24 protein-coding genes are annotated in these 23,147 nt (G+C 45.9%); 15 read left to right on the top strand and 9 right to left on the bottom strand.

Annotation, left to right across the window (positions count from 1 at the left end; genetic code table 11):
• Positions 1–15: 15 nt before the first annotated feature.
• Together DLM76_RS14125 and DLM76_RS14120 are read left to right on the top strand one after the other, a co-directional pair.
• Positions 16–1,986: a PP2C family protein-serine/threonine phosphatase gene (locus tag DLM76_RS14125; protein WP_118955691.1), complete on the top strand. Its 1,971-nt coding sequence runs from the start codon at positions 16–18 to the stop codon at positions 1,984–1,986.
• Between the two features lie 98 nt (positions 1,987–2,084).
• The gene (locus tag DLM76_RS14120) at positions 2,085–3,776 is read left to right on the top strand and encodes an FAD-binding oxidoreductase (protein WP_118955692.1); all 1,692 of its coding nucleotides are present in this window, start codon (positions 2,085–2,087) and stop codon (positions 3,774–3,776) included.
• A gap of 207 nt (positions 3,777–3,983) precedes the next feature.
• Here the strand turns inward: DLM76_RS14120 and DLM76_RS14115 are convergent, their stop codons facing one another.
• The 3 genes from DLM76_RS14115 to DLM76_RS14105 form a co-directional block, all read right to left on the bottom strand.
• On the bottom strand, positions 3,984–4,751 hold the full coding sequence (locus tag DLM76_RS14115) for an enoyl-CoA hydratase/isomerase family protein (RefSeq protein ID WP_118965566.1): 768 nt from the start codon (positions 4,749–4,751) through the stop codon (positions 3,984–3,986).
• Between the two features lie 125 nt (positions 4,752–4,876).
• Positions 4,877–5,665: a LolA family protein gene (locus tag DLM76_RS14110; RefSeq protein ID WP_118965565.1), complete on the bottom strand. Its 789-nt coding sequence runs from the start codon at positions 5,663–5,665 to the stop codon at positions 4,877–4,879.
• 18 nt (positions 5,666–5,683) lie between these two features.
• Positions 5,684–7,693 carry a tetratricopeptide repeat protein gene (locus DLM76_RS14105; protein ID WP_118965564.1) on the bottom strand — a complete coding sequence of 670 codons (2,010 nt, stop codon included), beginning with the start codon at positions 7,691–7,693 and terminating at the stop codon, positions 5,684–5,686.
• 134 nt (positions 7,694–7,827) lie between these two features.
• Between DLM76_RS14105 and DLM76_RS14100 the strand changes: the two genes are divergently transcribed.
• From DLM76_RS14100 to DLM76_RS14080, 5 genes are all read left to right on the top strand, one after another.
• Positions 7,828–9,117 carry a hypothetical protein gene (locus tag DLM76_RS14100; protein WP_118965563.1) on the top strand — a complete coding sequence of 430 codons (1,290 nt, stop codon included), beginning with the start codon at positions 7,828–7,830 and terminating at the stop codon, positions 9,115–9,117.
• A complete protein-coding gene (locus DLM76_RS14095) occupies positions 9,092–10,222 on the top strand; it encodes a cysteine desulfurase family protein (RefSeq protein ID WP_118965562.1) in 1,131 nt (376 codons plus the stop codon). Before DLM76_RS14100 ends, DLM76_RS14095 begins: the two co-directional genes overlap by 26 nt.
• Before the next feature lie 63 nt (positions 10,223–10,285).
• On the top strand, positions 10,286–10,972 hold the full coding sequence (locus tag DLM76_RS14090; protein WP_118965561.1) for an LA_2272/LA_2273 family lipoprotein: 687 nt from the start codon (positions 10,286–10,288) through the stop codon (positions 10,970–10,972).
• Between the two features lie 123 nt (positions 10,973–11,095).
• The gene (locus tag DLM76_RS14085; RefSeq protein ID WP_118965560.1) at positions 11,096–11,803 is read left to right on the top strand and encodes an LA_2272/LA_2273 family lipoprotein; all 708 of its coding nucleotides are present in this window, start codon (positions 11,096–11,098) and stop codon (positions 11,801–11,803) included.
• 2 nt (positions 11,804–11,805) lie between these two features.
• Positions 11,806–12,552, top strand: a complete 747-nt coding sequence (locus DLM76_RS14080) for an LA_2272/LA_2273 family lipoprotein (RefSeq protein ID WP_118965559.1) — start codon at positions 11,806–11,808, stop codon at positions 12,550–12,552.
• 35 nt (positions 12,553–12,587) lie between these two features.
• On the opposite strand, the gene DLM76_RS14075 is transcribed toward DLM76_RS14080, so the two are convergent.
• Complete coding sequence (locus DLM76_RS14075; RefSeq protein WP_167450772.1) at positions 12,588–13,733, bottom strand: deoxyguanosinetriphosphate triphosphohydrolase; 1,146 nt, start codon at positions 13,731–13,733, stop codon at positions 12,588–12,590.
• A gap of 124 nt (positions 13,734–13,857) precedes the next feature.
• Here DLM76_RS14075 and DLM76_RS14070 point away from each other — a divergent pair, with 124 nt between their 5' ends.
• Genes DLM76_RS14070 through DLM76_RS14060 form a run of 3 tightly spaced genes read left to right on the top strand, consistent with a single transcriptional unit; the run spans position 13,858 to position 15,566 of the window.
• A complete protein-coding gene (locus DLM76_RS14070; protein ID WP_118955701.1) occupies positions 13,858–14,472 on the top strand; it encodes a DedA family protein in 615 nt (204 codons plus the stop codon).
• Between the two features lie 45 nt (positions 14,473–14,517).
• A complete protein-coding gene (locus DLM76_RS14065) occupies positions 14,518–15,072 on the top strand; it encodes an HNH endonuclease (protein WP_118955702.1) in 555 nt (184 codons plus the stop codon).
• Positions 15,069–15,566 (top strand): LIC11661 family lipoprotein, encoded by a 498-nt coding sequence (locus tag DLM76_RS14060; protein WP_118955703.1) that lies wholly within the window; start codon positions 15,069–15,071, stop codon positions 15,564–15,566. The genes DLM76_RS14065 and DLM76_RS14060 overlap by 4 nt, the downstream gene beginning before the upstream one ends.
• On the opposite strand, the gene DLM76_RS14055 is transcribed toward DLM76_RS14060, so the two are convergent.
• The 3 genes from DLM76_RS14055 to fliS are packed head-to-tail and all read right to left on the bottom strand — an operon-like array spanning position 15,553 to position 16,916.
• Positions 15,553–16,050, bottom strand: a complete 498-nt coding sequence (locus tag DLM76_RS14055; protein WP_118965619.1) for a DnaJ domain-containing protein — start codon at positions 16,048–16,050, stop codon at positions 15,553–15,555. The genes DLM76_RS14060 and DLM76_RS14055 overlap by 14 nt on opposite strands.
• Positions 16,044–16,463: a hypothetical protein gene (locus tag DLM76_RS14050; RefSeq protein WP_118955704.1), complete on the bottom strand. Its 420-nt coding sequence runs from the start codon at positions 16,461–16,463 to the stop codon at positions 16,044–16,046. The genes DLM76_RS14055 and DLM76_RS14050 overlap by 7 nt, the downstream gene beginning before the upstream one ends.
• Positions 16,464–16,466: 3 nt before the next feature.
• Complete coding sequence (gene fliS / locus DLM76_RS14045) at positions 16,467–16,916, bottom strand: flagellar export chaperone FliS (RefSeq protein ID WP_118965558.1); 450 nt, start codon at positions 16,914–16,916, stop codon at positions 16,467–16,469.
• A gap of 303 nt (positions 16,917–17,219) precedes the next feature.
• Here fliS and purN point away from each other — a divergent pair, with 303 nt between their 5' ends.
• Genes purN through DLM76_RS14020 form a run of 4 tightly spaced genes read left to right on the top strand, consistent with a single transcriptional unit; the run spans position 17,220 to position 20,769 of the window.
• Positions 17,220–17,846, top strand: a complete 627-nt coding sequence (gene purN / locus DLM76_RS14035; protein ID WP_118955705.1) for a phosphoribosylglycinamide formyltransferase — start codon at positions 17,220–17,222, stop codon at positions 17,844–17,846.
• A gap of 3 nt (positions 17,847–17,849) precedes the next feature.
• Positions 17,850–19,385, top strand: a complete 1,536-nt coding sequence (purH, locus tag DLM76_RS14030; protein WP_118965556.1) for a bifunctional phosphoribosylaminoimidazolecarboxamide formyltransferase/IMP cyclohydrolase — start codon at positions 17,850–17,852, stop codon at positions 19,383–19,385.
• A 1-nt stretch (position 19,386) separates the two neighbouring features.
• Complete coding sequence (locus DLM76_RS14025) at positions 19,387–20,013, top strand: hypothetical protein (protein WP_118965555.1); 627 nt, start codon at positions 19,387–19,389, stop codon at positions 20,011–20,013.
• A gap of 30 nt (positions 20,014–20,043) precedes the next feature.
• A complete protein-coding gene (locus DLM76_RS14020; RefSeq protein ID WP_118955708.1) occupies positions 20,044–20,769 on the top strand; it encodes a hypothetical protein in 726 nt (241 codons plus the stop codon).
• On the opposite strand, the gene DLM76_RS14015 is transcribed toward DLM76_RS14020, so the two are convergent.
• On the bottom strand, positions 20,741–21,055 hold the full coding sequence (locus DLM76_RS14015; protein WP_118965554.1) for a hypothetical protein: 315 nt from the start codon (positions 21,053–21,055) through the stop codon (positions 20,741–20,743). The two genes, DLM76_RS14020 and DLM76_RS14015, sit on opposite strands and share 29 nt — an antisense overlap.
• Before the next feature lie 60 nt (positions 21,056–21,115).
• Between DLM76_RS14015 and fsa the strand changes: the two genes are divergently transcribed.
• Positions 21,116–21,760 (top strand): fructose-6-phosphate aldolase, encoded by a 645-nt coding sequence (gene fsa / locus DLM76_RS14010; RefSeq protein WP_118955709.1) that lies wholly within the window; start codon positions 21,116–21,118, stop codon positions 21,758–21,760.
• Positions 21,761–22,103: 343 nt separating this feature from the next.
• On the opposite strand, the gene DLM76_RS14005 is transcribed toward fsa, so the two are convergent.
• Positions 22,104–23,138, bottom strand: coding sequence for a DUF1574 domain-containing protein (locus DLM76_RS14005; RefSeq protein WP_118965553.1), 1,035 nt, complete (start codon positions 23,136–23,138; stop codon positions 22,104–22,106).
• Between the last annotated feature and the right edge of the window lie 9 nt (positions 23,139–23,147).

The raw sequence follows: 23,147 nt of genomic DNA, 5'->3' as shown, positions 1-23,147 counted from the left end.
AAGATTTGAGCTACGATGAGTTTGCCTAATTCTTTCAAACGATACCTGCGCCTCATATTTGACATCAATGAAGATCGAATTCGACACGAGAAAGAATATATGGATGATCTCCATAGACAGGCTCGATTTCTTCATTACCCGGGTTCCATCATCGGGATATTCGTTTGGCTCGGGTTCGCGTTAGACACCGATCGCAAGCTTCATCCCGAATTCCCGGAACTATTTTATTTCCGAATCGGCCTTACTCTTCTTAGTCTTTTTTTTCTCGTGGCACTTGTCATCGATCGTTTTTTCGGTACCAAAATTCGCGGGAAAGGATTAGAATGGGCCTACATTCTTTTTCTTTATATTTTGAATGCGACGGCCTTTTTTACGGGAAGAATCGCGGATGATCCGAATTACGTTTCCGGTTTACAGATCGTGGTCATGTCCATAGTATTCATGCCCTTTCCCCGGAAATTTTTATTTTCCGTTTACGCGCTTTCGATCGCCGCCTTTCTCTGCGGCGTTCTCATCTACCATCCGAATCTTTCCACAGACCAAGCGTCGTATTCGATGCAGAATCTTGCGATCAGTTACGTCCTCGCGGCATTCAGCGGTTTCATAGTAGAACGATATCGCTTTTCCAACTTCATCAGTCATTTTAAGATATTGGAAAAGAATCGTGAAATCTCGGAGAATATGGAGCAGATCCAAAACTTAAAGGAAAAACAAGACGGAGATTATTTTCTTACTTCTCTTCTTCTCGATCCTTTGATCGCAAAGAAGACGGAAAACGGTCCCGTCAAAATCGACTTCGCTCTCAATCAATATAAGAAATTCATGTTTCGCGAAAAGGAATACGAGCTCGGCGGAGATTATCTCAGCGCCTATGATCTCACTCTTCAAGGAAAGAAGTTCAAAGCGTTTATCAACGGAGACGCGATGGGAAAATCCATCCAAGGGGCGGGAGGAGCGCTCGTTTTGGGCGCGGTTTATAACTCGGTTATCATACGTTCCAAAATGGATCCCGATTCGGCGGACCGTTCACCGGAACGATGGCTCAAGGATTGTTTTACCGATCTTCAAAAGGTTTTCGAAACCTTCGACGGAAGCATGCTCGTTTCGGCGGTATTAGGCCTTGTGGAAGAAGAGACGGGAACATTATACTATTTGAATATAGAACATCCTTGGCTGATTCTTTTCAGAGACGGAAAAGCTTCGTTTATCGATCCCGAAACTCACTTTTATAAACTCGGCGTGGGCGGAATCAACGCGCAAGTTTACGTGCGGCTCTTTCAAATGAAACCGGGAGATCGGATTTTCTGCGGTTCGGACGGAAAAGACGATCTGATCCTGGACGAATCCGCGGATGGGAAAAGAAAGATCAACGAAGACGAAACGGAATTCTTGCGCAGAGTGGAAGAAGCAAAGGGAGAATTGTCGGAAATCGAAAATCTACTTTTATCCGTGGGAAGTTTTTCGGACGACTACAGTCTTTTATCCATCGAATACAACGGGAAAACGTTCAAATCGGGAACCGGCGATCGATTCTCCCGTGCAAAAAGAGCGGCTCTTTCCAAAGACTTTGCGGGTGCGTTGAAAGAATATGAAAATTCCGAGAACGAAATTTCCGATTCCCCCGAAGAACTCAAACTCCTCGCGAGACTGTTGGAAAAATCGGGAGATATCGGAGGCGCCTTGGAAAACGCAAATCGCGCCCTGTATCTGGACCCGGTGGATCATGAACTTCTTTTGTATTCTTCCCTTTTGGCAAAACGGGAATATTCCAAAACTAAGAACTCTGATCTTTTGAAAAAAGCGGAAGAATCGAGCGAACGATTCCGGCTTCGTTTTCCGAATCATGTCAAAAATTTAATTCATCTCGCGGATATCTATCGGCTTCAGGGCAATCGCTCCCGAGCCAAGTATTTGATCGAAAGAGCGGCCGAACTGGAACCGAACAACGAAAGAGTTTTGGAATTGCAAAAGCTGATCTCTTCTTAACGAAGCGATCGGAATTCTGTTGCGAATTCCGATCGAATCTGCATGCTTGGCGATTCGGACAGTTTTATTTTTAAGAATCATTCGGAGATTTTAGAACGATGTTTTATACGGAACTCAATTCAAAGATAGACTATTCAAGGGATAACTTGAGATGGAACGCATGGGGAGCCTACGGACAAGACTTTTTCAGAGTCGGTCAAATGCAGGAAATCCTCGCCTTTCTCGCAGACGAATTCAAGATCTCCGAGATTCGAAAAACCCCTCCGGTCGCACTGGAAGAAATCACTCTTCCGAAATCCTCTTTGAGTCCCGCTCAAATCCGCGAACTTGGGAAAATCTGCGGAAGCAAACATTTCTCCACCGAACGAAGAGAAAGAGTTCTTCATTCCGCGGGAAGAAGCTATTACGACGTTCTTCGACTTTCGTTCAACACGCTCAAAACTTTCGTAGACGGAGTTATTTATCCAAGCAAAGAATCCGAGATCGCAAAAATTTTGGAATACTGCAGTAAAAACAACATCACAGTGATCCCTTTCGGTGGAGGTTCCTCCGTGGTCGGCGGTTTGGAAGTGGTGAAAGGAAAAGGACAAAAAGCGGTTCTTTCCTTGGATACGACTAGAATGGATTCTCTTTTGTCCTTGGACAAAGAAAGTTATCTCGCGACCTTTCAAGCGGGGGTTTACGGACCCAAACTCGAAAAAACGTTAAACGACAAGGGATTTACCCTCGGACATTTTCCTCAGTCTTTCGAATATTCAACGTTAGGCGGATGGATCGCCGCGAGAAGCGCCGGACAACAATCCAATCGATACGGCAAAATCGAAGAAATTCTCACCAGCTTAAAAGTCGTAACCCCTTCCGGAACGGTGGAAACGCTCCGTGAACCCGCCTCTTCCACGGGACCTGACCTGAATCAGATCTTTGCGGGAAGCGAAGGCTTGCTCGGAATCATCACCGAAGCTACGATCAAGGTTCATAAACTGCCGGAAACGAGAAAGTATTTCGGAATCGTGTTCCCGAACTTTGCCGCCGGGGTGGATTTTATCCGAGAAGTCAATCACAGGGAAATTCCGACTTCCATGATCCGCCTTTCCGACAAAAACGAAACCCGTTTGTATCAAACGTTAGGCACTCTCGGTAAGAAAAATACTCCGATCCGCTGGATCAAAAACGTCATTCAAAATCAAGTTCTACGCTGGAAGAATCTCGGTGAAGATAAATGCGTGATCCTTCTAGGACTCGACGGAACCAAAGAGGACGTTTCTCAGAATTTTTCCAAGATCAAACCTCTGATCGGAAAACATAAGGGATTGTATGCCGGAACCCATCTCGGAGAACAATGGATCCATTCCCGATACAACATGCCTTTCTTACGCAATCATGTAATGGAAAACGGCCTCGGTGTAGACACGATGGAAACTTCCACGACCTACGATCGGGTTCTGCACCTTCACAAGGAAGGAATCGCTTCTTTGGAAAAATCGATTCCCGGTTCGATCGCGATGTGTCATATCTCGCACAGCTATCACGAAGGCGCTTGTCTCTACTACACAATCATTTTCCCGATGGACGAGAAAAAACCGGCCGATCAGTGGTTTAAGATGAAACGGATGGTTTCGGATACGTTCTATCAAAACGGCGCGCCGATCTCCCATCACCACGGAGTCGGTTTCGATCATAAAGCTTGGTATGAAAAAGCGACCTCCAAACCGGCCTTACTCGGACTTCGCGCTTTCAAAAAAGAAATCGATAAAAAGGAAATTCTAAATCCGGGAAAAGTGTTTCACTGAGATTTAATTTTCGGATCGCCCGATCACCGACTTTCGGGAGAATTCTTTCGCAACTCCGCGGTCCCGCGATTTCCGGAAAGGAACGAAAGATAAAATCGAAATCTTTGAATCGTCGCGGCATTCGATTTTCCGCTTTCACATCTTGAAAACAAAAAAGCCGGCGTAAAAAACCGGCTTTTTCATTTTTGTAGATTCGTAAATTAGAATTTACTGAAATACGGGTCTTCTTCTCTCGAGAATGGACTTCATTCCTTCCTGACCGTTTCCGGAAAAAACCGCCTCGGATAAAAGTTTCACGTCCCGTTCCGCATTGTGTTCCGCGAACATACGAACCGGATCGCGGAGAGCGATTTTGATCCCCGTTACCGAGCCCATCGCCATGTCCTTGAATTGATCGCAGTATTTGCGCGCGCGTACGAGCAGATCCTCGGAGGAAGCGGCAACCTCGTCGATCAAACCGATCTCGAGGGCTTCTTCCGCTTTGAGTCCTTTTCCGGAATACAAAAGGTCGCGTGCTTTTGTGATTCCAACGGTTTCTTTCAACATAAACCCGGCGACGGAAGGAAAGTTGATTCCGATTTGGGATTCGGGAAAACCGAGTCTTCCTTTCTTTTCCACCATCAGTCTATAATCGCAAAAGATCGCGTAAACCGCGCCCAAACCCATGGAATGTCCGTTCATCGCGCAGATCAGAGGTTTTTCAAAAAAGAGAAGTTTGGAAGCGGTGTCCAACGCAAGACGCAGAACGTCCTGAATCTCCGCTAACGTCTTTCCGACAAAAATTTCCGGATTGAAACCGTTGGAAAAAAACTTCTCGTTTTTGGAAGTGAGGATCACCGCTTTCACGGAAGGATCCTTTGCCGCAGCTTCCAACTTTGCGGAGATGACTTTGAAGAATTCTCCGTTGAGAGAATTGACCTCGTTGGTTTCGATGTAGAGTTCGAGGACGTGATTGTTTTTAATTTCGGAAAGCATTTTCGCTCCTTAGATCCAGAGTAGTTCGATTCGTTTGAACGTGCGTTTAAAAAACGCATCGTTCTTATTCCGGATTTTTCCAAATTGAATCCGGAAAGAATGTTGTAAATCTCGATCTTGATTTTTTAAAACTGAAATTTGGACGCTGGAATCGTTTCGGACAAGGCGATCTTTTTCATTTTGATTTCGATCTTGTTCTGATCCGAATTCGTGCTCGGCTCCACGATTCTCGTGATCGTAGTTTTCGGAGGAAAAGAAATCGTTCCCTGCACCTTCGTAATCGCTTTGAGATTGCTTTTTTTGGAAAGAAGTTCCACGGAACTGATTCCAAAATCCGTCATCCAAAACGTAATGTCCTCTCCCGGTTTTTTGACGAGAATCGCCTTTTCCGAAAGATTTACGAACGTAGGATCGTTCCCCGCAAGTCCAGAACTGTTATTGGAAAGCAAAGAATACAAAACCGGAAACGGAATCGTGGATTGTTTTTTGCCGCTCGGATCTTTAAAAAGAATATCGCCCATCGGAAGAACCTGCGGTCCTCCGTTCGCCGTCTTGATATGAATCGAAATCCCGTCCGTATAAACGCGGGAAACGATCATTCCGAAGAACGGATCGGAAAGTTCGATGTACATCTTTCCCGAAGGTTTGTCGTAATAGATCTTTCCGTCCGCGGAAAAACTTTCCTTTTTCGGAACGAAATTTTCCACACGCATGGAGAATTCTCCCGAATAGGAGGAATTCTTCGTTTCCAAATCGCGGATCGATTTTAAAACGCGCGCGGCTTCCGGATTTTTGGAAGAAAGGAATTTTAAATTTCCCTTATCGGGAAAGGAAATCTCTTCGATCTGCGGACTTGTACATCCGATCGCGAGAAGAGAAACCATTAGAATTGTTGCATAAAGAGTCTGTTTCATAACTTGAGTTGTCCGAGATTATTTTCCGGGTTTGATTCCGGAGTGTTCCGAAGATCCGCTTTGCAGTTTTTTCTGAATTCGGGATATGTCTTCCTTCTTCTTAAATAGTTTGAGGCTTTTTTCCCAATACGCGGTCGCGTTTCGTCCTTGGCTTTTTTCCTTATACACGTCGCCGATATGTTCCAGAATCACGGGGTCTTCTTCCCCTTTGTCCTTGAGAATCTGATACGCGAGTTGCAGATGCAGGAGCGCTTCGTCGTGGTTTCCCAGTTTGAAAAAAATCCAACCGAGACTGTCCTGATACGCTTCGTTGTCCGGAGCAAGCTCGACCGCTTTTTGAACCAGCGCGAGACTTTCTTCCAGACGAATCCCCTTTTCGGAAAGATAATATCCGAGATAGTTGTAAGCCATCGGATTTCCGGGATCGATTTCGATGGATTTTTTCAGATCCTTTTCCATGGATTCCTGTTGTTCCAACTTCTCATGGACCGAAGCTCTGTAAAAATAATAGACCCCGTTTTGCGAATCGGTTTCGATCGCAGCATTAAATTCTTCTAATGCTTCTTTGTATTTTTCCCTCGAAGCCAAAACGATCCCGAGCAGATAACGCGCATACGACATTTCCGGCTGCGTCTTCAATACGTTTCGAATGATCGTTTCGGCTTCCTCCTTCTTTCCGGGAGGTTCGGCGCGGAGCAAATACGCGAGGTGCAATTGAAACTTGAGTTTCTCCTCTTCCTTTTGCGCTTTTTCGGCGGCTTTACGCGACATCAAAATCGCCCGATAGATCGAACCGGACTGTTCGTGACAGGAAGCGAGAAAATCATAGATTTCCGCTTCTCCCCATTCCGAAGAGGAATCCGAGACGAGCAAAGCGCGATTGGCCGTTCGTTCCGCGAGTTCGAACTGCTGCATATTGAATACGAGTTCCGCGACTTCTCGAAGTTCCTTCCGATACAAGGAAGAATTCTTCTCCTTTTCGTAGATATCCAGCATTCCGAGACGAACCGCGAGTCGACCCGGAAGTTTTTCCTTTACGGGTTGAAGAATGTTCTTCGCGTCCGAGTATTTCCCCAAAAGAACGAGATACAACCCTTCCAAAACGCTTCCTTTCGGGATTTTGGATTGCTGGTTTAAAATATTAAAATATTCGAATGCGGTGGCCTTGCTTTCGATGAAATACATCTCCGCCAAAAGGTGTTCCACCGAGGAAAGATTCTTTTTGGATTTGAGGATCTTATTCAGTTCCTTTCTCGCGGAGGAGAATTTACCGAGCTGGTTGTAGATCTTGGCAAGAGTCAATCGGGCCGTGATATCGCTTGGATTCTGCTGTACATACGAAGTCAGAAAGTACAACGCTTTTTTGTTCTGACCGTTCGCGAAATACATTTCTCCGAGCGATTTGTCTACGAAGGATCTGTATTTCGGATTTCCTTCCCGGTTGCGGATCGAATCGCTGAGAGACGTTAAATAAAGAATCGCTCTGGGATAATTTTTGAGCTCCTGATTGAGGGAACCTAAAAGATATAAGAAATCGGAGTCGTCCGGAAATCGGCTCAGATTCGCTTCAAGATAATCGCTGGATTTCTGGAATTCACCGACCCGAATCAGAATTCTCGCCTTTAAAAGATATGCGTCCCTGAAGTTCGCATCCGCGAGAATCGCGGCGTCCGCTTCCTTTTCCGCGCGATCAAACTGCCCGAGATAAAAATGTACGTTGGCCTTGGCGACTCTCGAAACCGGAGAAACCTTTCTCTGCAGAGCTTCCGAACAACGAATGTATTTTTCGTAATGCTCGACGGATTCTTCGTAGGCCTTTCTGGATTTTTCCTGAGAAGGGATCTTTGCGGCGTCGGTTTGTTTTTCAAACGCGAGCGAAAGAAAGAATTCGGGTGCGACCATGGAACCGGAATACTCGCATTCTTCCTGAGCATACGAGGCGGTCGTGAAGAAAAGAAGAAGCGCGCAAAACGAAAGAAAACGGAAACCGGGAAGTCGGGAAGCGATTGTATTATTTGCTTGATTCATTCAGGTAATCGGCCAGATTTGAAAAGAATGTTCCACGAAACAGGAACCATCCTCTCAGCAGGTCCGGAATTTCATTCTGCAACCGATCCGTCCAGGAGTCGAATCAATTTTCCAACGCGTAGGAGTCTCCCATTTTGTTAACTTACATTCGGGAAAATCGAAAGTATGTCTTTCTCTTAATTCTCGTTTGGGCGATCGCCGCGGCATGGATTCTTCCGAACAGATATAAATTATTGAGTAAACTCGCCCTGATGATTCAGCCTCCGGGTTACGATCCCAAAACCGCCGGAGAATTTATCGAAAAGGGAGACGCGATTCTTCAAAGGGAAGTCGCCTATCAGGATTTAGGGGAAAGAATTCCCGATCTTGAAATCTTGAAGGAAGCTTGTTTGTATTATTATTCTTTGAGCGAGAGAGACACGGTTTTGTACAGACCGTCTTGGACCGACTCGATATCGATCTGGAGATTTAAGGATGCCGGTATGGGGGAAGAATCTTCCGAGAAAAAAATTTCCTCCAAAACGAAATCCAGAAATCCGATCACCGGAAGTTTTAATCCGGGAGAATATTGGAAGGTCGCTTCTCCGAATGTTTTGGAAGCGCTCGACTATTACAAGAGAGCCTTGAATTTTTCCGGCCCCGATTTTTCCGTTCCGAAAAAGATCGAAAAGACTGCCCTCGCCGTCTGCAGACCGGAAGAGGTTTTACTCGCCTACGCGGACTATGTTCGAAACACGGAAGAAGCGGTTCGAGTCGCGATGGAGAAAAAGAAAAAACCGAAATCGTTTTTTTCCTGCGGCAGCGACGACGAAGCGGCTAACGTATTGACCGAAAAACAAAATCAGATGCGCGTTTGGTCCCAGATCAAATCGAATTCGTTCGTGATCGATCCGGATCGAAATTTAAAAGTGAACGCGAACGATTTCAAAAAGGCTCTGAATCTTCTCGCATTCGGAATTTATAGAACCGGTCTCAACTCGATTTCTCCCTTGGAAGCGGACGGAATTTTGGAAAAGCTGTTGTTCTTTTCCGATCCGGGCACGGTCGAATATGATGAATTGCTTCTCAAGCGGGGAATGCTCAATTACCAACTCGGCAAACGCGATCCGTTCTTTTTCAACAAAGCGATCTTTTATTTCACCGAAGCTTCCAAATCGGAACTTTTGGACAAAGGCTCCGTATTCGAATCCAGATTGATGATCGTCCGCGCAGAAATCCGAAAAGGACAACTCGATTCCGCTCTTTTGGAATTGCAGAAACTCGAAACGGATCTTTATACGATCGATAAAGCGTATCGAGTCACGGGCAGCGGCAGAAGCGATCTCGTAGAAGACAGAAAAAAACTTCTCCGATACGTTTTACGAAAAAAAGGAAGATACGAAGAAGCGGACGAACTTTATGTCGAAGAAGATTCGTTATTTTGATTACAACGCGACGCATCCCCCGTTTGGAGATGTGATCTTAGAAGTTCAAAAGGATTATCTCGAAGATTTCTACAACCCTTCCGGTGCGACCCGATTCTCCTTAGCCAGACAAGGAAAGATAGAATCCGCTCGAAAGACCTTGGAGGATTACACCGGAAAACCCGCAAAAGAATTCGTCTTTTCTTCCACGGGAACGGAAGCGAATCATTTGATGACGCAGGCGATCCGCGGCAAATTTTCCGGTTCCGCGATCGTATCTTCTTTAGAACATTCTTCGATGTATTCCGCGTTGGAATTTGCCGGATTTCAGTTTCGAAAAATACGTTCGAATCAAAATGGAACCGTCGACCTGACCCATCTCGAAACATTGTTAAACGAAGAAGCCGCTCCGATTTTCGTTCTGCACGTAGCCAACGAATCCGGAGTCGTTCAGCCGATCGAAGCGATTTCCTCTCTTGTCAAACGATTTTCCGTTCCTTTGTTTTCCGATCTGATGCAATCCTTCGGGAAACTGGAAATTCCGTTCGGACTTTTCGACGGATTTACGTTTTCCGGTCATAAGATCGGAGCCGGAATGGGCGCCTCGGGAACTTGGGTGCGAAGCGATCTCGTTTCCGAAAAGGAATTCGCGATCTTTCACGGCGGCAATCAGGAGAACAATCACAGAGCCGGAACCGAAAATTCGCCTTCTATAGTAGCGCTTTCCGAAGTACTAAAGCGAAGAATTCCCGAACAAAAAGAAAAGCTGGATCGATTCAAAGGGTTTCAGACAAAGATCGAATCCGTTCTGGAAGAATGCGGATGTATTTTGATCGGAAAAGAATCGGCCCGGATTTCGACGACTTCCTTTTGTCTATTGCCCACGGACGACGTGGACTTTTTTATGATGGGAATGGAAGAATCCGGTTTTGTCGTTTCCACAGGCTCTTCCTGTAAATCCAGATCCAGAGAACCCGCACCTTCCCTTCTTTCCATGGGTTATTCGGAAGAGGAAGCTCTGCGTGCGATCCGGATTTCCACGGGTTGGTTTACGACCGAAGAAGAAGTGGAAGAACTCTGCATTCAGATTCGGAAAGTCCTGCGGGCGTTAACGGACGATTTATAAAGAAAGGATCGCATTGGGGCTTACAAAGTCTCTTTTCATGGATAACGTGAATCAGGTGAAACTATGATACGAATCTTCATCCATTCCGTTTTTCTAATACTTTTCTCTTTGATCAATCTGGATTGCGGAATTGCCCTTACTACCCGGGCGACCCTAAAACTTCCTCCGCAATCAAAGACGGAAATTCTTCGAGTCAACGTGATCTACGGCGAAACGGACCGAATGTACGGATTGAATCTTGGACTTGCAAATTTCGTTCAAAAGGATTTGATCGGAATACAACTCGGAATTGTAAACGGGGCTGAAGAAGGTACAGGAATTCAAATCGGCGCGATCAATAATTCAAAGCCGTCCTTCGCTCTTTTGAAAATCGGAATTTTTAATTTGAACTTTTTTTTGGATTCGGAAAGACCGCAACCCGGAGATACTCCGGGAAGCAGAGAACACCGAGTCAAGGGAGATCTTTCTCTCTCCGTCGGCGTAGCCAATCTTGCAAGCGGCAAAGTGAATGTTGGATTATTCAACTACGGCTACGGCTTCAACGCGGGGTTGATCAATTGGAACGGAGAGGGTTCGGCAGTCTCGATCGGCGCGGTCAACATCGGCGAAACGGAGAATTTTCAGATCGGAATTCTAAACTTTTGCAAAGAAGGACCGATTCCGTTCATGATCGTCGCGAACTATTGCAGACCGGCTCCGACCGAAAACTCCTCTACAAACGAGAATACATTCGTACCTGAAACAAAATAAATTCTTTCCAAGCGAAACTCCGGAAAGGGTCTTTTTAAAAAGTTTAGAACCGTTTCCTTCCGAAATAATATTGACAACGAATTTTCTTCCGTTCCAATTACGTCGCACGTTTTAACACGAATCATGAAAAACAAAATCAAACCTATCGCTTACCTCTTCTTCCTTTTATCCTGGATCGCGACAACTAACTGCGGTTTTGCGCTGACTCCCCGAATTACGACCCGGATTCCGCCCAAAACGGAAACCGAAGTATTCCGCTTGAACCTTCTCTATGGAGAACTCAAAAATCTCGCGGGAGTCAACGTAGGCGTCGTCAATATCGTGGAAGATCGGATGATCGGCGGCCAACTCGGAATCGTAAACTTCTCCGAGAAAAAAACATACGGAGCCCAAATCGCGGTCGTCAATTTATCCGAAAACAAAGGCGCAGGAATCCAAGCGGGGATCGTCAATTATTCCAAAGGAGAATCCAGCGGAATTCAAGCAGGGATCGTCAATATAGGAAGTCAAAGATCCGGATTCGATATTACCATCGGCGCCGGAAACTTTGACACCAAAGGACTGATGATCGGCGGCGTGAACTTCTATTCCAACGGGGTCAACATCGGGATTCTGAATGAAAAAGCGGGCGGTTTTAATCTCGGCGCTTTGAACATCAAAAGCGGCGGCGTCAACGTAGGAATTCTCAACGGAGGAAGCGGAATCCACATCGGATTGATCAACTCCGGCGGCGAAGAAGAAACCGACGGGCCCACGATGCAGTTCGGACTTTTGAACTTCTGCGGGAAAGGAACCTTCCCAGTCATGATCGGATTCAACTACTGTAAATAACCATGAAACATACAAATTTTAGAATATTCAAAATCTCTTTTTTATCTCTGACTCAATGGATGATGCTTCTTTTTTTGCTGAATTGCGGAGTCACCGGATTCACGAATGAACATTCCGTCGTCCGCGTTCCCGTAAAAACCGAAACCGAAGTCTTTCACGCGAACCTTCTCCATGGAGAAGTGAAAAACTTATACGGACTCAACTTAGGAGTCGTCAACATCATCAAGGAACGATTGATCGGCTTTCAAGTGGGAGGCGCAAACGTTTCCGAAGGCAAAACCTACGGGGCGCAAGTCGGAGTGATTTATAACTCCGCAAAAAAAGGCGGTTTTACCGTTCAAGCCGGAATCGCGAACAAAGTGGAAGACGGTGGAGCCGGAGTTCAGGTCGGCATTTATAACAAAGGTGAAAACAAAGGTCTTTTTATTACGGCGGGCGCCTACAATAGAGGCGGCAGCGGAGCCAGCGTCGGATTGATCAACGACGAAGGATTCGGCTTGAATGTGGGCGGATTCAACTACGGATACGGGGTCAACGTGGGCGTAATCAATTCCGGAAAAGGACTCAGCATCGGAGCGTTGAACATCGGAGAAGACGGAAATCTTCAGATCGGAATTCTGAACTTCTGCACGGAGGGTCCGTTCCCGATCATGATCGTTTTGAATTATTGTTCAAAACCGGCAGAAACGATCGAACCAAAACCGGCGACGACCAAGGTCGACACAAAGATCGCTCCGGCCAACAAATAAACATTCAAGAAACAGAACATTCTATTTTTTGAATGTTACGGCAAAGACTGATAAATCTTCTCCGCGTAACGATCGGTCATCCCGGCCACGTAATCGCTGATGACCCGATGCAAGGATTCTTCTTCGATTCTTTCCTTATACGTTTCCGGAATTTTTTCCGGATGTTTTAAAAAGTAATCGAAGAGGGATTCGATGACCTTCTTCCCGTAATCGCTCATACGAACGAGATCCTCGTGACGATAAAGCTTTTCGTACAAAAAGGATTTTAATTCCCGAAAATACGAATTGATTTCTTCCGAAAAAGATGCGATGCGTATGTCTTGTTTCCAAAGAACCACCAAATCCTCCGTGGACCGCACCTGATTTTTTTCCAATTGTTGGGAAATGTTGCGAATCAAATCGGAAACCATGGAATTCGTAAGAGTTCGAATGGCGGTTCGAACCAGGATCTTCTCGCCCGCGTCCTTGTATTGAGACCTGCATTCTTCATACACCGCTTTCCAAAAACGATTTTCGGATAAGTCCCCGAGATGAAGATAACCCATCTCCCAACCGTCTTCGATATCATGACTCGTATACGCGATTTCGTCCGAAAGATCCGCGATCATTCCTTCTAACGAAGGTCCGCTTTCTTTTCTTTCCAGCAACATCATGGAAGGATCGTAATCGGTTCCGTGTTTCATCAATCCTTTGAGAGTTTCTCTGCAAAGATTTAAACCGGGAAAGCTCGGATATTTTTTTTCGATGGCGGTTACGATTCTCAGAGATTGTTTATTGTGTTCGAATCCTCCGTGATCCTTCATCAAACCGGATAAAACTTCCTGACCCGCGTGACCGAACGGAGTATGACCCAGATCGTGCGCCAATGCGATCGTTTCGGATAGATGAGAATTGAGTCCGAGAGCGCTCGCGATCGTTCTGGAAAGTCCCGCGACTTCCAAAGTGTGGGTCATTCGATTGCGGTAATTCTCCCCGACGGAAAAAATAAACACCTGCGTTTTGTATTGGAGCCGTTTGAACGCGCTGGAATGAAGGACCCGATCCCTGTCTCTTTGAAACGGAAGACGATACGAATGTTCCTCTTCTTCGTAAATTCTTCCTCCGTTATTCGCGCTGGAAATCGCATAGGGCGCAAGACCCTCTTTTTCTTTTTGAATCAAATCGTCTCTGGAAAAGTACACGTTTTACAAAATTTCGAAACTTTTCCGAAAAGTCCCCCCACTTTTTTTGTTTTGTTTACTGCTATTTTACGGGAGACGTTTTTTACTGTCCCTGGAATCCTAAACCAAGGCGACAGCGCAAAGAATGGAATTCTTAAATATTCTAGTGAATCTATTTTCGGAATACGGATACATCGCCGTCTTTTTAGTTCTGATTCTCTGCGGGTTTGGACTCCCGGTGCCCGAAGATATTTCCCTGGTTTCGGGCGGAGTGATCGCCGGTTTCGGAAAAGCCGATCCTCATACTATGTTTCTCGTCGGCATGGCGGGAGTTCTGATCGGCGACAGCGCGGTTTTTTTAATCGGAAGAGTGTACGGAGTTCGCGTTCTTCAGATTCCGATGATCTCCAGAATCGTAACACCCGAACGATTCGCCAAGGTTCAAGACAAGATCGCCCGCTATGGCAACTGGGTCACCTTTATGGCTCGCTTTATGCCGGGTCTTCGTATGCCGATCTATCTCACTGCGGGAACTTCCGATCGAATCTCCTTTTATCGTTTCGTTGCGCTCGACTTTATGGCCGCCGTAATTTCGGTTCCGGTTTGGGTTTATCTGGGATATTTCGGAGCATACAACTTCGATACGTTGATCGGCTGGGTTCACCAAGGTCAACTAACGGTTCTCGGGCTTTTGGGAACGTTCGCCTTGTTGTTCGGAGTCGTGTATTGGATTCGCAAGAAACGATCCATCGACCCCTGAGAATTTCTTTACATCTTCCGACGATCGGTTATTTTTTGACCAGTTATGGACATTCTTGCGCAGCCGGTGCTTGTGCTGAATGCCGGTTACGTCCCCATCGGGATCCGGTCGGTCAAAGACGCCCTTATCCTGATCATTCTTGAAAAAGCCCAACTCATCAAGGATGATAAGAATTTTTTAATCCGCTCCGAAAAACTCAAATTCACCGCACCCCGAATCATTCTTCTCCGAGATTACTACCGAGTTCCTCCGAGAAGGGATCGAGTCTCCCGCGAAAACATCTTTCAACGGGACAACTATCACTGCGTGTATTGCGGAAAAAAATTTCCGGGTTCCAAGCTGACTCTCGATCATGTGATTCCCCGAAGCCGATGGGATCACGTTCCGAAAAAGGAAAGACCGAAGGAATTCAATTCCTGGGAAAATCTGGTAGCCGCCTGCAAACACTGCAATACTCGAAAAGGAAACAAGCTTCTCGCCGAATTGAAGTGGGATTTACCGAAAGAAAATCGGGTGACACCGAAGCTACGCTTTCCACTCTTCTCAATATCGGATCAGCAGGCGGAGAAGTTCGGCTGGCGGGAGTATATTTCTTTTTGAAACGTCTTTATCCATTCTTTCTAATTCCGTTTTGTTTTTTATTCTGGGGCTGCCCTCACTATTCCACCACGCGTTTGATCTCCACGCCTCCGACCTTGATCAGCATCGTGCCGATCGCAACGGGATACGAACTGCGCCTGAGAGCGGGAAACCCCGAACTTCTTTTTAGAGGATATCGACTGTTTGTCGCAAATACGGAAAACGATTCGAGATTTCCCGCTGACCTAAACACTGGAATCGATTGTGTGGACGGACTTCTCAACTTAATCCCCAATCAGCCTTTGGAATATTCGATCGAACTGAGTCCGAACAGCGGACCGCTGGCAGCAGTCGGAACGGGAGAAAACGCGAATCGAATCTGCAAGATGAACGTGACCTTAACGAGCGGTCAGTACATCACTCTTCGGTCCGAAGTATTGGTGATCAGCATTCGAAACGGAGCCGCGTCCGGTTTCGTATTCTCGATGCCTTCGAATTCTCTTAGGGTGCCTTAAACCAAACGTCGATTTTGTGAAGCGTATCCTTTGCGTCCGCAACCCAAATGCTCTGCGGATAGGAAGCGATCAAGGTTTCAAAACCGGACTTGGAAATTTCGAGCGAATGTCTCAACTTTCGAAGAGCCGGATTCTCCTCTCCTTTTAAAAAGATGGGATTGCCGTCCGTGAGTTTGTAATACTCGTGGACCGCCGAATCGTAGATTTCCCTCGCCTGTTTGTAGAGGGAGTATTCCGCGTCCTTGGAAGTTTTCGATTGTGAAGAAGGCGCCGTCGAAGAAATATTCGTTTTTTTGAATGTCTTTTGTTCGAGATGATCGGATAAAACGTCTCTGTATTCGATCAATTCCTTGAACAAGGAATCGCTGGAGAATTCTCCCGTGTCGGGATGATATTTTTTGGAAAGAAAGTAGAAGCGGTTTTTTAGATCCTCTTCGCTGAAGTCCGGATTTAAACCCAGAAACTCCAAGGCTCTTTCTAACAGGTCCCCGTGTTCCAATAGTCTTTTCTAAGATGTTTCTTGAGTTGGATCTGAACTTGAACTTGGTTGAGTTCCTTCTGGTATTCCTTCAAAATCTCTTTCATTCTTTCTTCCACTTGAGAATGGAGAATTCTGGATTCTTCCATTTTTTGAAAGAGACATTCGGTGAGTTCGATGAGTTCCAAGGATTGAGGAACTCCCTCTTCCATCCGTTCGATCTTACGGTCGATGGAAAAAAGTTTGTCGATGATAGTGATGTTGGAATCTTCTATCTTGGCTCCGCCTTCTCCGTCTCCGTAACCCAACACTTCCATCTGACGCTTTTGATTAGAAATCAACTGATCCAACAAAAGAATCTTATCCCCGTAGAGGATGACGAGGCTACGGTCCCGATCGATTGAACCCGAGTTCGACAAGTTTTAACCCTGGATGGATAAACCGCTTCCGCGGCTGCTTTGGAACGGAGCCGATACGACGTTGGACTTTTCTTTTTTTTCGATTTCTTCCCAAGCCGATTTCAGATCTTCCATGTATTTGATGATTTCTTGAATGATTTCGGAATCCTTCTTCATGTTCGCTTCTAAAAGACGTTTTTTGATGTAGACGTAGATTCCTAGGAGGTTGTTCGCCACTTCCCCGCCTTGTTCCAAGTTGAGGGCAAGCATGAGCTCGGTTACGATTTCTCCGGCTTTGAGGATATGATTGTTAACCACATCGTATTTCCGGGGAGTGTTATTCTCCAGAGCGATATTCAGAAAACGAATCGCGCCGTCATACAGCATAACAATCAGTTTTCCCTGGCTGACAGTCGAGATTTCGTTGGATTTGTATTGATCAACGGTCGCTGTGGATTTTCTGGCAAGTGACATGTATCTCTCCTGAAATACTCTTCGACAAAAACTCTTGCCTCCTTAATGCTGGGTCTGAACATTCTTGCGGTTTCTCTCAAAACTTTAACGCCGTTCGAAACCGGAAAACTCAGAAAAAACCCCCGTGGAAATCGTTTTGGGATCGATATTTCTACGGATCTGGCACGGATTTTTTCTTCTTGGAGAAAAGTCCGTCCAAAGTTTCAACCTGCTCTCAGGAGTTTCCGCTTGAAGTTCCCGAAACACCGTCGGATTACGCCGAAAGCTCGGGAGCCGTTCTGATTTTACCCGGATAGAATTTTCTTGGCAAGTCTGTTTACTAAACCTAAAAAAAAGATCGTATTTTTAGCCTCAGGCCGAGGCTCCAATCTCAAGGCCGTTTTGCAGAGTCTCAAGGCGGGAAAAATCGCCGGAACCGGAATCGCACTGATCTGCGACAGCCCGGATGCGAAGGCGCTCGAAATCGCCCTGGAATTCAAACTCCCTTCTCACGTTCTCAACTTCGCTTCGTTTTCCGATAAGGGAGAATATCACAAAAAACTTCTGAACCTATTGTTGGAACTCCAACCGGATCTCATCGTGACCGCGGGTTATATGAAGATTTTGAAGTCCCCGGTCATCCAAGCCTTCCCGAACCGGATCATCAACATTCACCCTTCTCTTCTCCCCGCGTTTCCGGGATTGAACGCGCAGAAACAAGCCTTTGAATACGGGGTCAAGATCGCGGGTTGCACGGCTCATTTCGTGGATGAAGGAGTGGATTCGGGTCCCGTGATTCTCCAGGGAGTCGTGAAAATCGAGGAAGGAATGTCGGAAAGAGATTTGACTCTGGAGATTCTCAAAGAGGAACATAAAATCCTGCCACTCGCGGTTCAATACTTTTGCGAGGATAGGCTTACGATCCAAAATAGAAAGGTCAACATCCGATAAACAATGATACAAATCAAAAGAGCCCTGATCTCCGTCAGCGATAAATCCGGTTTAGTGGAATTCGCACAATTCTTACATCAAAACGGCGTGGAAATCATTTCCACGGGCGGAACCCTAAAACTTCTGAAAGACAACGGAATCGCGGCCATCGCGATCGACGACTACACCGGTTTTCCCGAAATTCTGGACGGACGCGTAAAAACGCTTCATCCGAAAGTTCACGGAGGTCTTTTGGGAGTCACTTCCAATCCGGCTCACAAACAGAAAATGGAAGAATTAAAGATTCCTAAAATAGATTTGGTCGTGGTCAACTTATATCCGTTCTTAAAAACCGTTTCCAAACCCGGAGTGGTTTTGGAGGAAGCGATCGAAAACATCGATATCGGCGGACCTTCCATGATCCGAAGCGCGGCTAAGAATTACAAACACACCCTCGTTCTTACCGATCCGAACGACTACAAAGAAGTGCAGACGTTGATCGCATCCGGCGGAGTTTCGGAAGAAGTCGCGGAGGGTTATATGAGAAAGGCCTTTTCTCATACTGCGATGTACGACACCGCGATCTCTTCCTGGTTCAACAAACAAGCGGGCGACACGTTCCCGGACGTTCTCAATCTTTCCTTTCTCAAAAAACAAAAACTCAGATACGGCGAAAATCCTCACCAAGCGGCGGCGTTCTACGAACCTTTGTTCGTCAAGAGCGACTTCGCTTCCTTGCAAGGGAAAGAATTGTCGTTTAACAATATGCTGGATTTCGACGCGGCGTTTCATATCTCCAGCCTTCTTCCCGAAAACACGGTCTGTATCATCAAACATCTCAATCCTTGCGGAATCGCGTATGCGGACGATCCTTTGGAAGCGTATCAACTCGCAAGAAGAACCGATCCGATTTCCGCGTTCGGCGGCGTGATCGGCATCAAAGGAATCGTAAACGGAGAATTGGCGAACGTAATCACGGAAAATTTCGTGGAAGGAGTGATCGCTCAGAAGTTCACACCCGAAGCGTTGGAGATCTTTTCCAAAAAGCCGAACGTCCGTCTGATCGAAATCGAAGACTTCAAAGAAGCTCTCGACGAATTGGATCTCAGACCGATCCATCACGGTTTGCTCATACAGGATCGGGATTACACCACGATCACCGAAAAAGATCTAAAAGTAGTCACTAAAAAACAGCCTACGCCCGATGATATTCGTGGTTTGATGTTCGCGTGGTCTTGTGTTCGTTTTATCAAGTCCAATGCGATCGTTTACACGGAAGAAAATGCGACCCTCGGAATCGGCGCCGGACAGATGTCCCGGGTCGACTCGGTGCAGTTAGGCGCCAACAAAGCTCTGAACGTCGGTTTGTCCGTAGTCGGTTCGTATGTTGCAAGCGACGCATTCTTTCCGTTTCGAGACGGGATCGACGCCCTCGCCAAGGCGGGAGCAAAGGCGATCATCCAACCGGGAGGTTCGGTTCGGGACGCGGAGGTCATTCAGGCAGCCGACGAACACGGACTCATTATGGTATTTACGGGGATGAGGCACTTCAGGCACTGATATGGAATTTCTACTCTATCTAATCTTTTTCGGAATCGTTTCGGTCGTGCTCGTACTGGCGAGTTATTACTTTAAACTTCTCTTTCTTTCGGGAAGAGAATCCTTCGAAAGATTGGAATTGATAGATTGGATTCGGATCGTTCCCGACGAACTGATCAAACTGTTGGAATCCAACGGAAGCATTCAGTACGGAGCGATCGCATTCTCCGTTTCCGCCTTCGTGTCCTACCTATGGACGCTGTTAGGCGGAATCATCGGTGCGCCCCACTACGCGGACGCATTTGGAAATTATTTCTTTCTTTCGTTTTTGTTGCCGGTAACCCTTTTAACGACGTACGGGGTTCTTGTCGAGCTGGTCCTCAAAGACCTTCCTTCCACAAGCCCGAATCACTTTCTGGTCCGTTTCTTCGAACAGGAAGTCACGATCCTCAGCGGATCTTCGATTTCGGTGATCGCATCCAACCTGGCCGTCTATGGACTTTTCCACGAAATTCCGTTTTTATTCGTTCTTCCGAACATCTCGATCATCTCCGTTTTACTCGTTTTGCGTTGGAACGGAAAAGTCAAAATCGGCGGAATTCAGTTTGCGGGTCAGAAAAACCGGTTTCACGAAGAAGATTCTGAATAGGTTTCAACCGAAACTGCCGATAGAAACACTATGAGAATCTTTGTTCTTCTTTTCTCCCTGATTCTGGCTCCGGCCGTTATCTATGCGCAGCTTCCGGACGAAGGTCCGAACCGGAGACAACCGTCGAACACGAACCAACAAGCGATCAATTTGTTGGAAGGATTCGCAGAATCCTCTTGGGGAGAAAGTTACGCGAACATGCGCGAGAAGTTTCTTTCACTCTCCACCAATCCTCAAAACGACGAGAAGGTGGAAATCGTTTTCGAAGATAAAGAGAAAACGCTTCTTATCCGAAGAAACGGAATTCTATATTCGTATCGTTTTTATTCCACGCCGAAAATCGTAATCGATTCCAGACCGAAAGAGCAAAAACCTGCGCCGACCGCGGAAAACAAATCGGAGATGGAAGATGAAAATCATTCTTCTCCCGGAGTTCTTTTTTCGGTGGGAGTTTTGTTCCGTTATCTTCCCGGAAAAGACGTTCAACAAAAGTTGGAACAGAAATACGGAAAACCCAAGAAAGAATCCTTAGCCGAAAACAAAATCGGAGGCGCGGTTCTTTGGGAAAAAACGGACGAGAAACAATCTCCTCCGAAGGGCGGCTACGTCGTTCAGTGGAAAGAAGCTTATAAAAAAATGCCGTTTACGAGAAGAGTGGATTATTTCAGTTCTTCGATCAAGTTTCAGATCGAAAAAGAATACAAAGAATTCTTCAGCGCGGAAGAAATCAAAACCCTTCGCGATTTGATTCCATAAAACCGAAGTATTTCAATTGACCTGCGACGCGACCCATAGGAAGCGTTGCAGCCGAAAGGTAGCAAAGCGTAACCGTTGGTTTCTCAAGTGTAAACTTGAGAAACCGATCCAACCCTTCGCGATTTGATTCCATAAAACCGAAGAATTTCAATTGACCTGCGACGCGACCCATAGGGAGCGTTGCAGCCGAAAGGTAGCAAAGCGTAACCGTTGGTTTCTCAAGTGTAAACTTGAGAAACCGATCCAACCCTTCGCGACTCGATTCCATAAAACCGAAGAATTTCAATTGACCACCACCTAGCTTTCCCTACATGCTCTAAGCATCCTATTTTCTCGGAGCATGTCAGTGGAATTATACCTCGATACTGCAAACATAGACGAAATCAAAGAAATCGCATCCTACGGTCTTGTGGACGGCGTGACTACAAACCCTTCCATCATCGCAAAATCCGGAAGAAATTTTAAAGAAGTCATCAAAGAAATCTGTTCCATCGTTCCCGGCCCGGTAAGCGCGGAAGTTCTTTCCACAAAGTACGACGGAATGTTGAAAGAAGCTCTCGAACTCGTCGAGATCGCGGAAAACGTAGTCATTAAGGTTCCTTTGATCCCGGAAGGTCTCAAAACCGTCGTCGAATTAACGAAACGGAATATTCCAACAAACGTTACTCTTTGTTTTTCAGCGCCGCAGGCTCTGCTCGCAGCGAAAGCGGGTGCGACCTTTATTTCTCCGTTTATCGGACGAGTGGACGACACGAGCTGGGATGGAATGGAACTGATCTCCGAGATCAGAGAGATCTACGACAACTACGGATACGACACGAGAATCCTCGCGGCCTCCATTCGTGGGCCTATGCACTTGAAGGAATCCGCATTGAGAGGCGCCGATTGTGCAACCATGCCTCACTCTGCATTCTTACAACTCTTCAAACATCCGTTGACCGACATCGGATTAGAGAAATTTTTAGAAGATTCTAAAAAGCTAAAGTGGTAAGATCCAAAGATCGGAACGGAAAGATTCGATCGTTTTAACGAAACTCAATCCGATCGAATCGACGCATTCAAAATCGATCAGACTTTGAATCAAAGTTTCTAAAAAGATCGATCAAAGTAAAAAACCCTCGTTAAACAACGAGGGTTTTCTTTTGGTATCAGTTCCGGAAAAAAGATTCAGGAACTCGAACTGCGAATGGATTTTATATCGTTGCTTCAAAGAATCGTTTGCTTCCCTTTTGCAAAGAAAATTTGAATTCTAAAAGCTCCGCTCTTTCAAAATCGAAACGCAGTTTGTTGAAATGAATCCAAGCATCGAGTCGAATCCAGTTCGCCGTTCTGCTTCAACGAATCTTTTTAAATCCGTAATAGTCGTCCATCATCAGCTTCATGGATTCTAAAAAGCACATGATCGATTGATGAGAAGCGTCGTAAAACAAATCACAGGAAGTCTGCGTGTTCAAATCCACCGGAACCGCGGAATACTTTGCCGCAAGATCCTGGATCTTAGGCCACCAAGTTTTTTCCATTTCCAGTTCGTAATACCGTTTTTGATAGGTTTTGTAGACTTTCGGCCAGATCAAATAGACCTTTACGTCGTTTTCGTGCGCCAATTTGAGAAATTGTTCCACAAAGAAGAACTGAGTCGTCCCCAGAGTAAAGGTGGAAAGATAAAGATTTCGGATTCGAACCGCGTCTTTTTCCAAACGATCCGGATCGTTTAGAAAGGTGGTATACGCGAATTGTTCCCCATGATTCAAATTCAGAACCATATAATCCATGTTAAACGCTGGATTGTATTCGTTTAACTTCTTCTCCTGAAGTCGTTTGGAAAAAAGTTTCAGATCGGGATTGATTCTTCGAACCGCAAAGAGCCGATCCAAAAGAAGTTTCTTTCGATCCTCGAAAGAAATCTGATCCAAATATTTGAGAAGAAACTCGTCGTCCGCTCCGTATTTCAAAAACGGATCATAGGAAATCCCCTTCGTATCGTCGAAACCTTCGGGACTGACGACGTAAAATACGAGTTTCGGCTTGATTCCTTTGGAGATGATTTTTTCAAACCAGTACAATCCGTAGGCGGGAACCGCTTGGGGGCCGGAAAAATTATAGAGGACCCAGTCTTTCTGGTATTTCTTTTCGATCCCCAAAACCGAATACGGATACGCTCTCGAATCGCCGAATGCCAGAGCTAAAGACTTGTTTTCCAAGTCCTTGTCCTTGAGGAGTTTTTCGAACAAGGATTTTCTCTGCGTGTAATAAACCGTATTTCCCGCTTGAATAAAACTCTTTTGGAAATATTCAAGAGTGAATATCTTATCCAAACAAAATACGAAGGCTAAGAAAAGAACCGGATAATAAATATAGAATTTCTTCATTGATAGGAA

It is taken from the genome of Leptospira yasudae (assembly GCF_003545925.1).
GTDB lineage: Bacteria > Spirochaetota > Leptospiria > Leptospirales > Leptospiraceae > Leptospira > Leptospira yasudae.
This window is presented reverse-complemented; position numbering and strand designations above follow the sequence as displayed.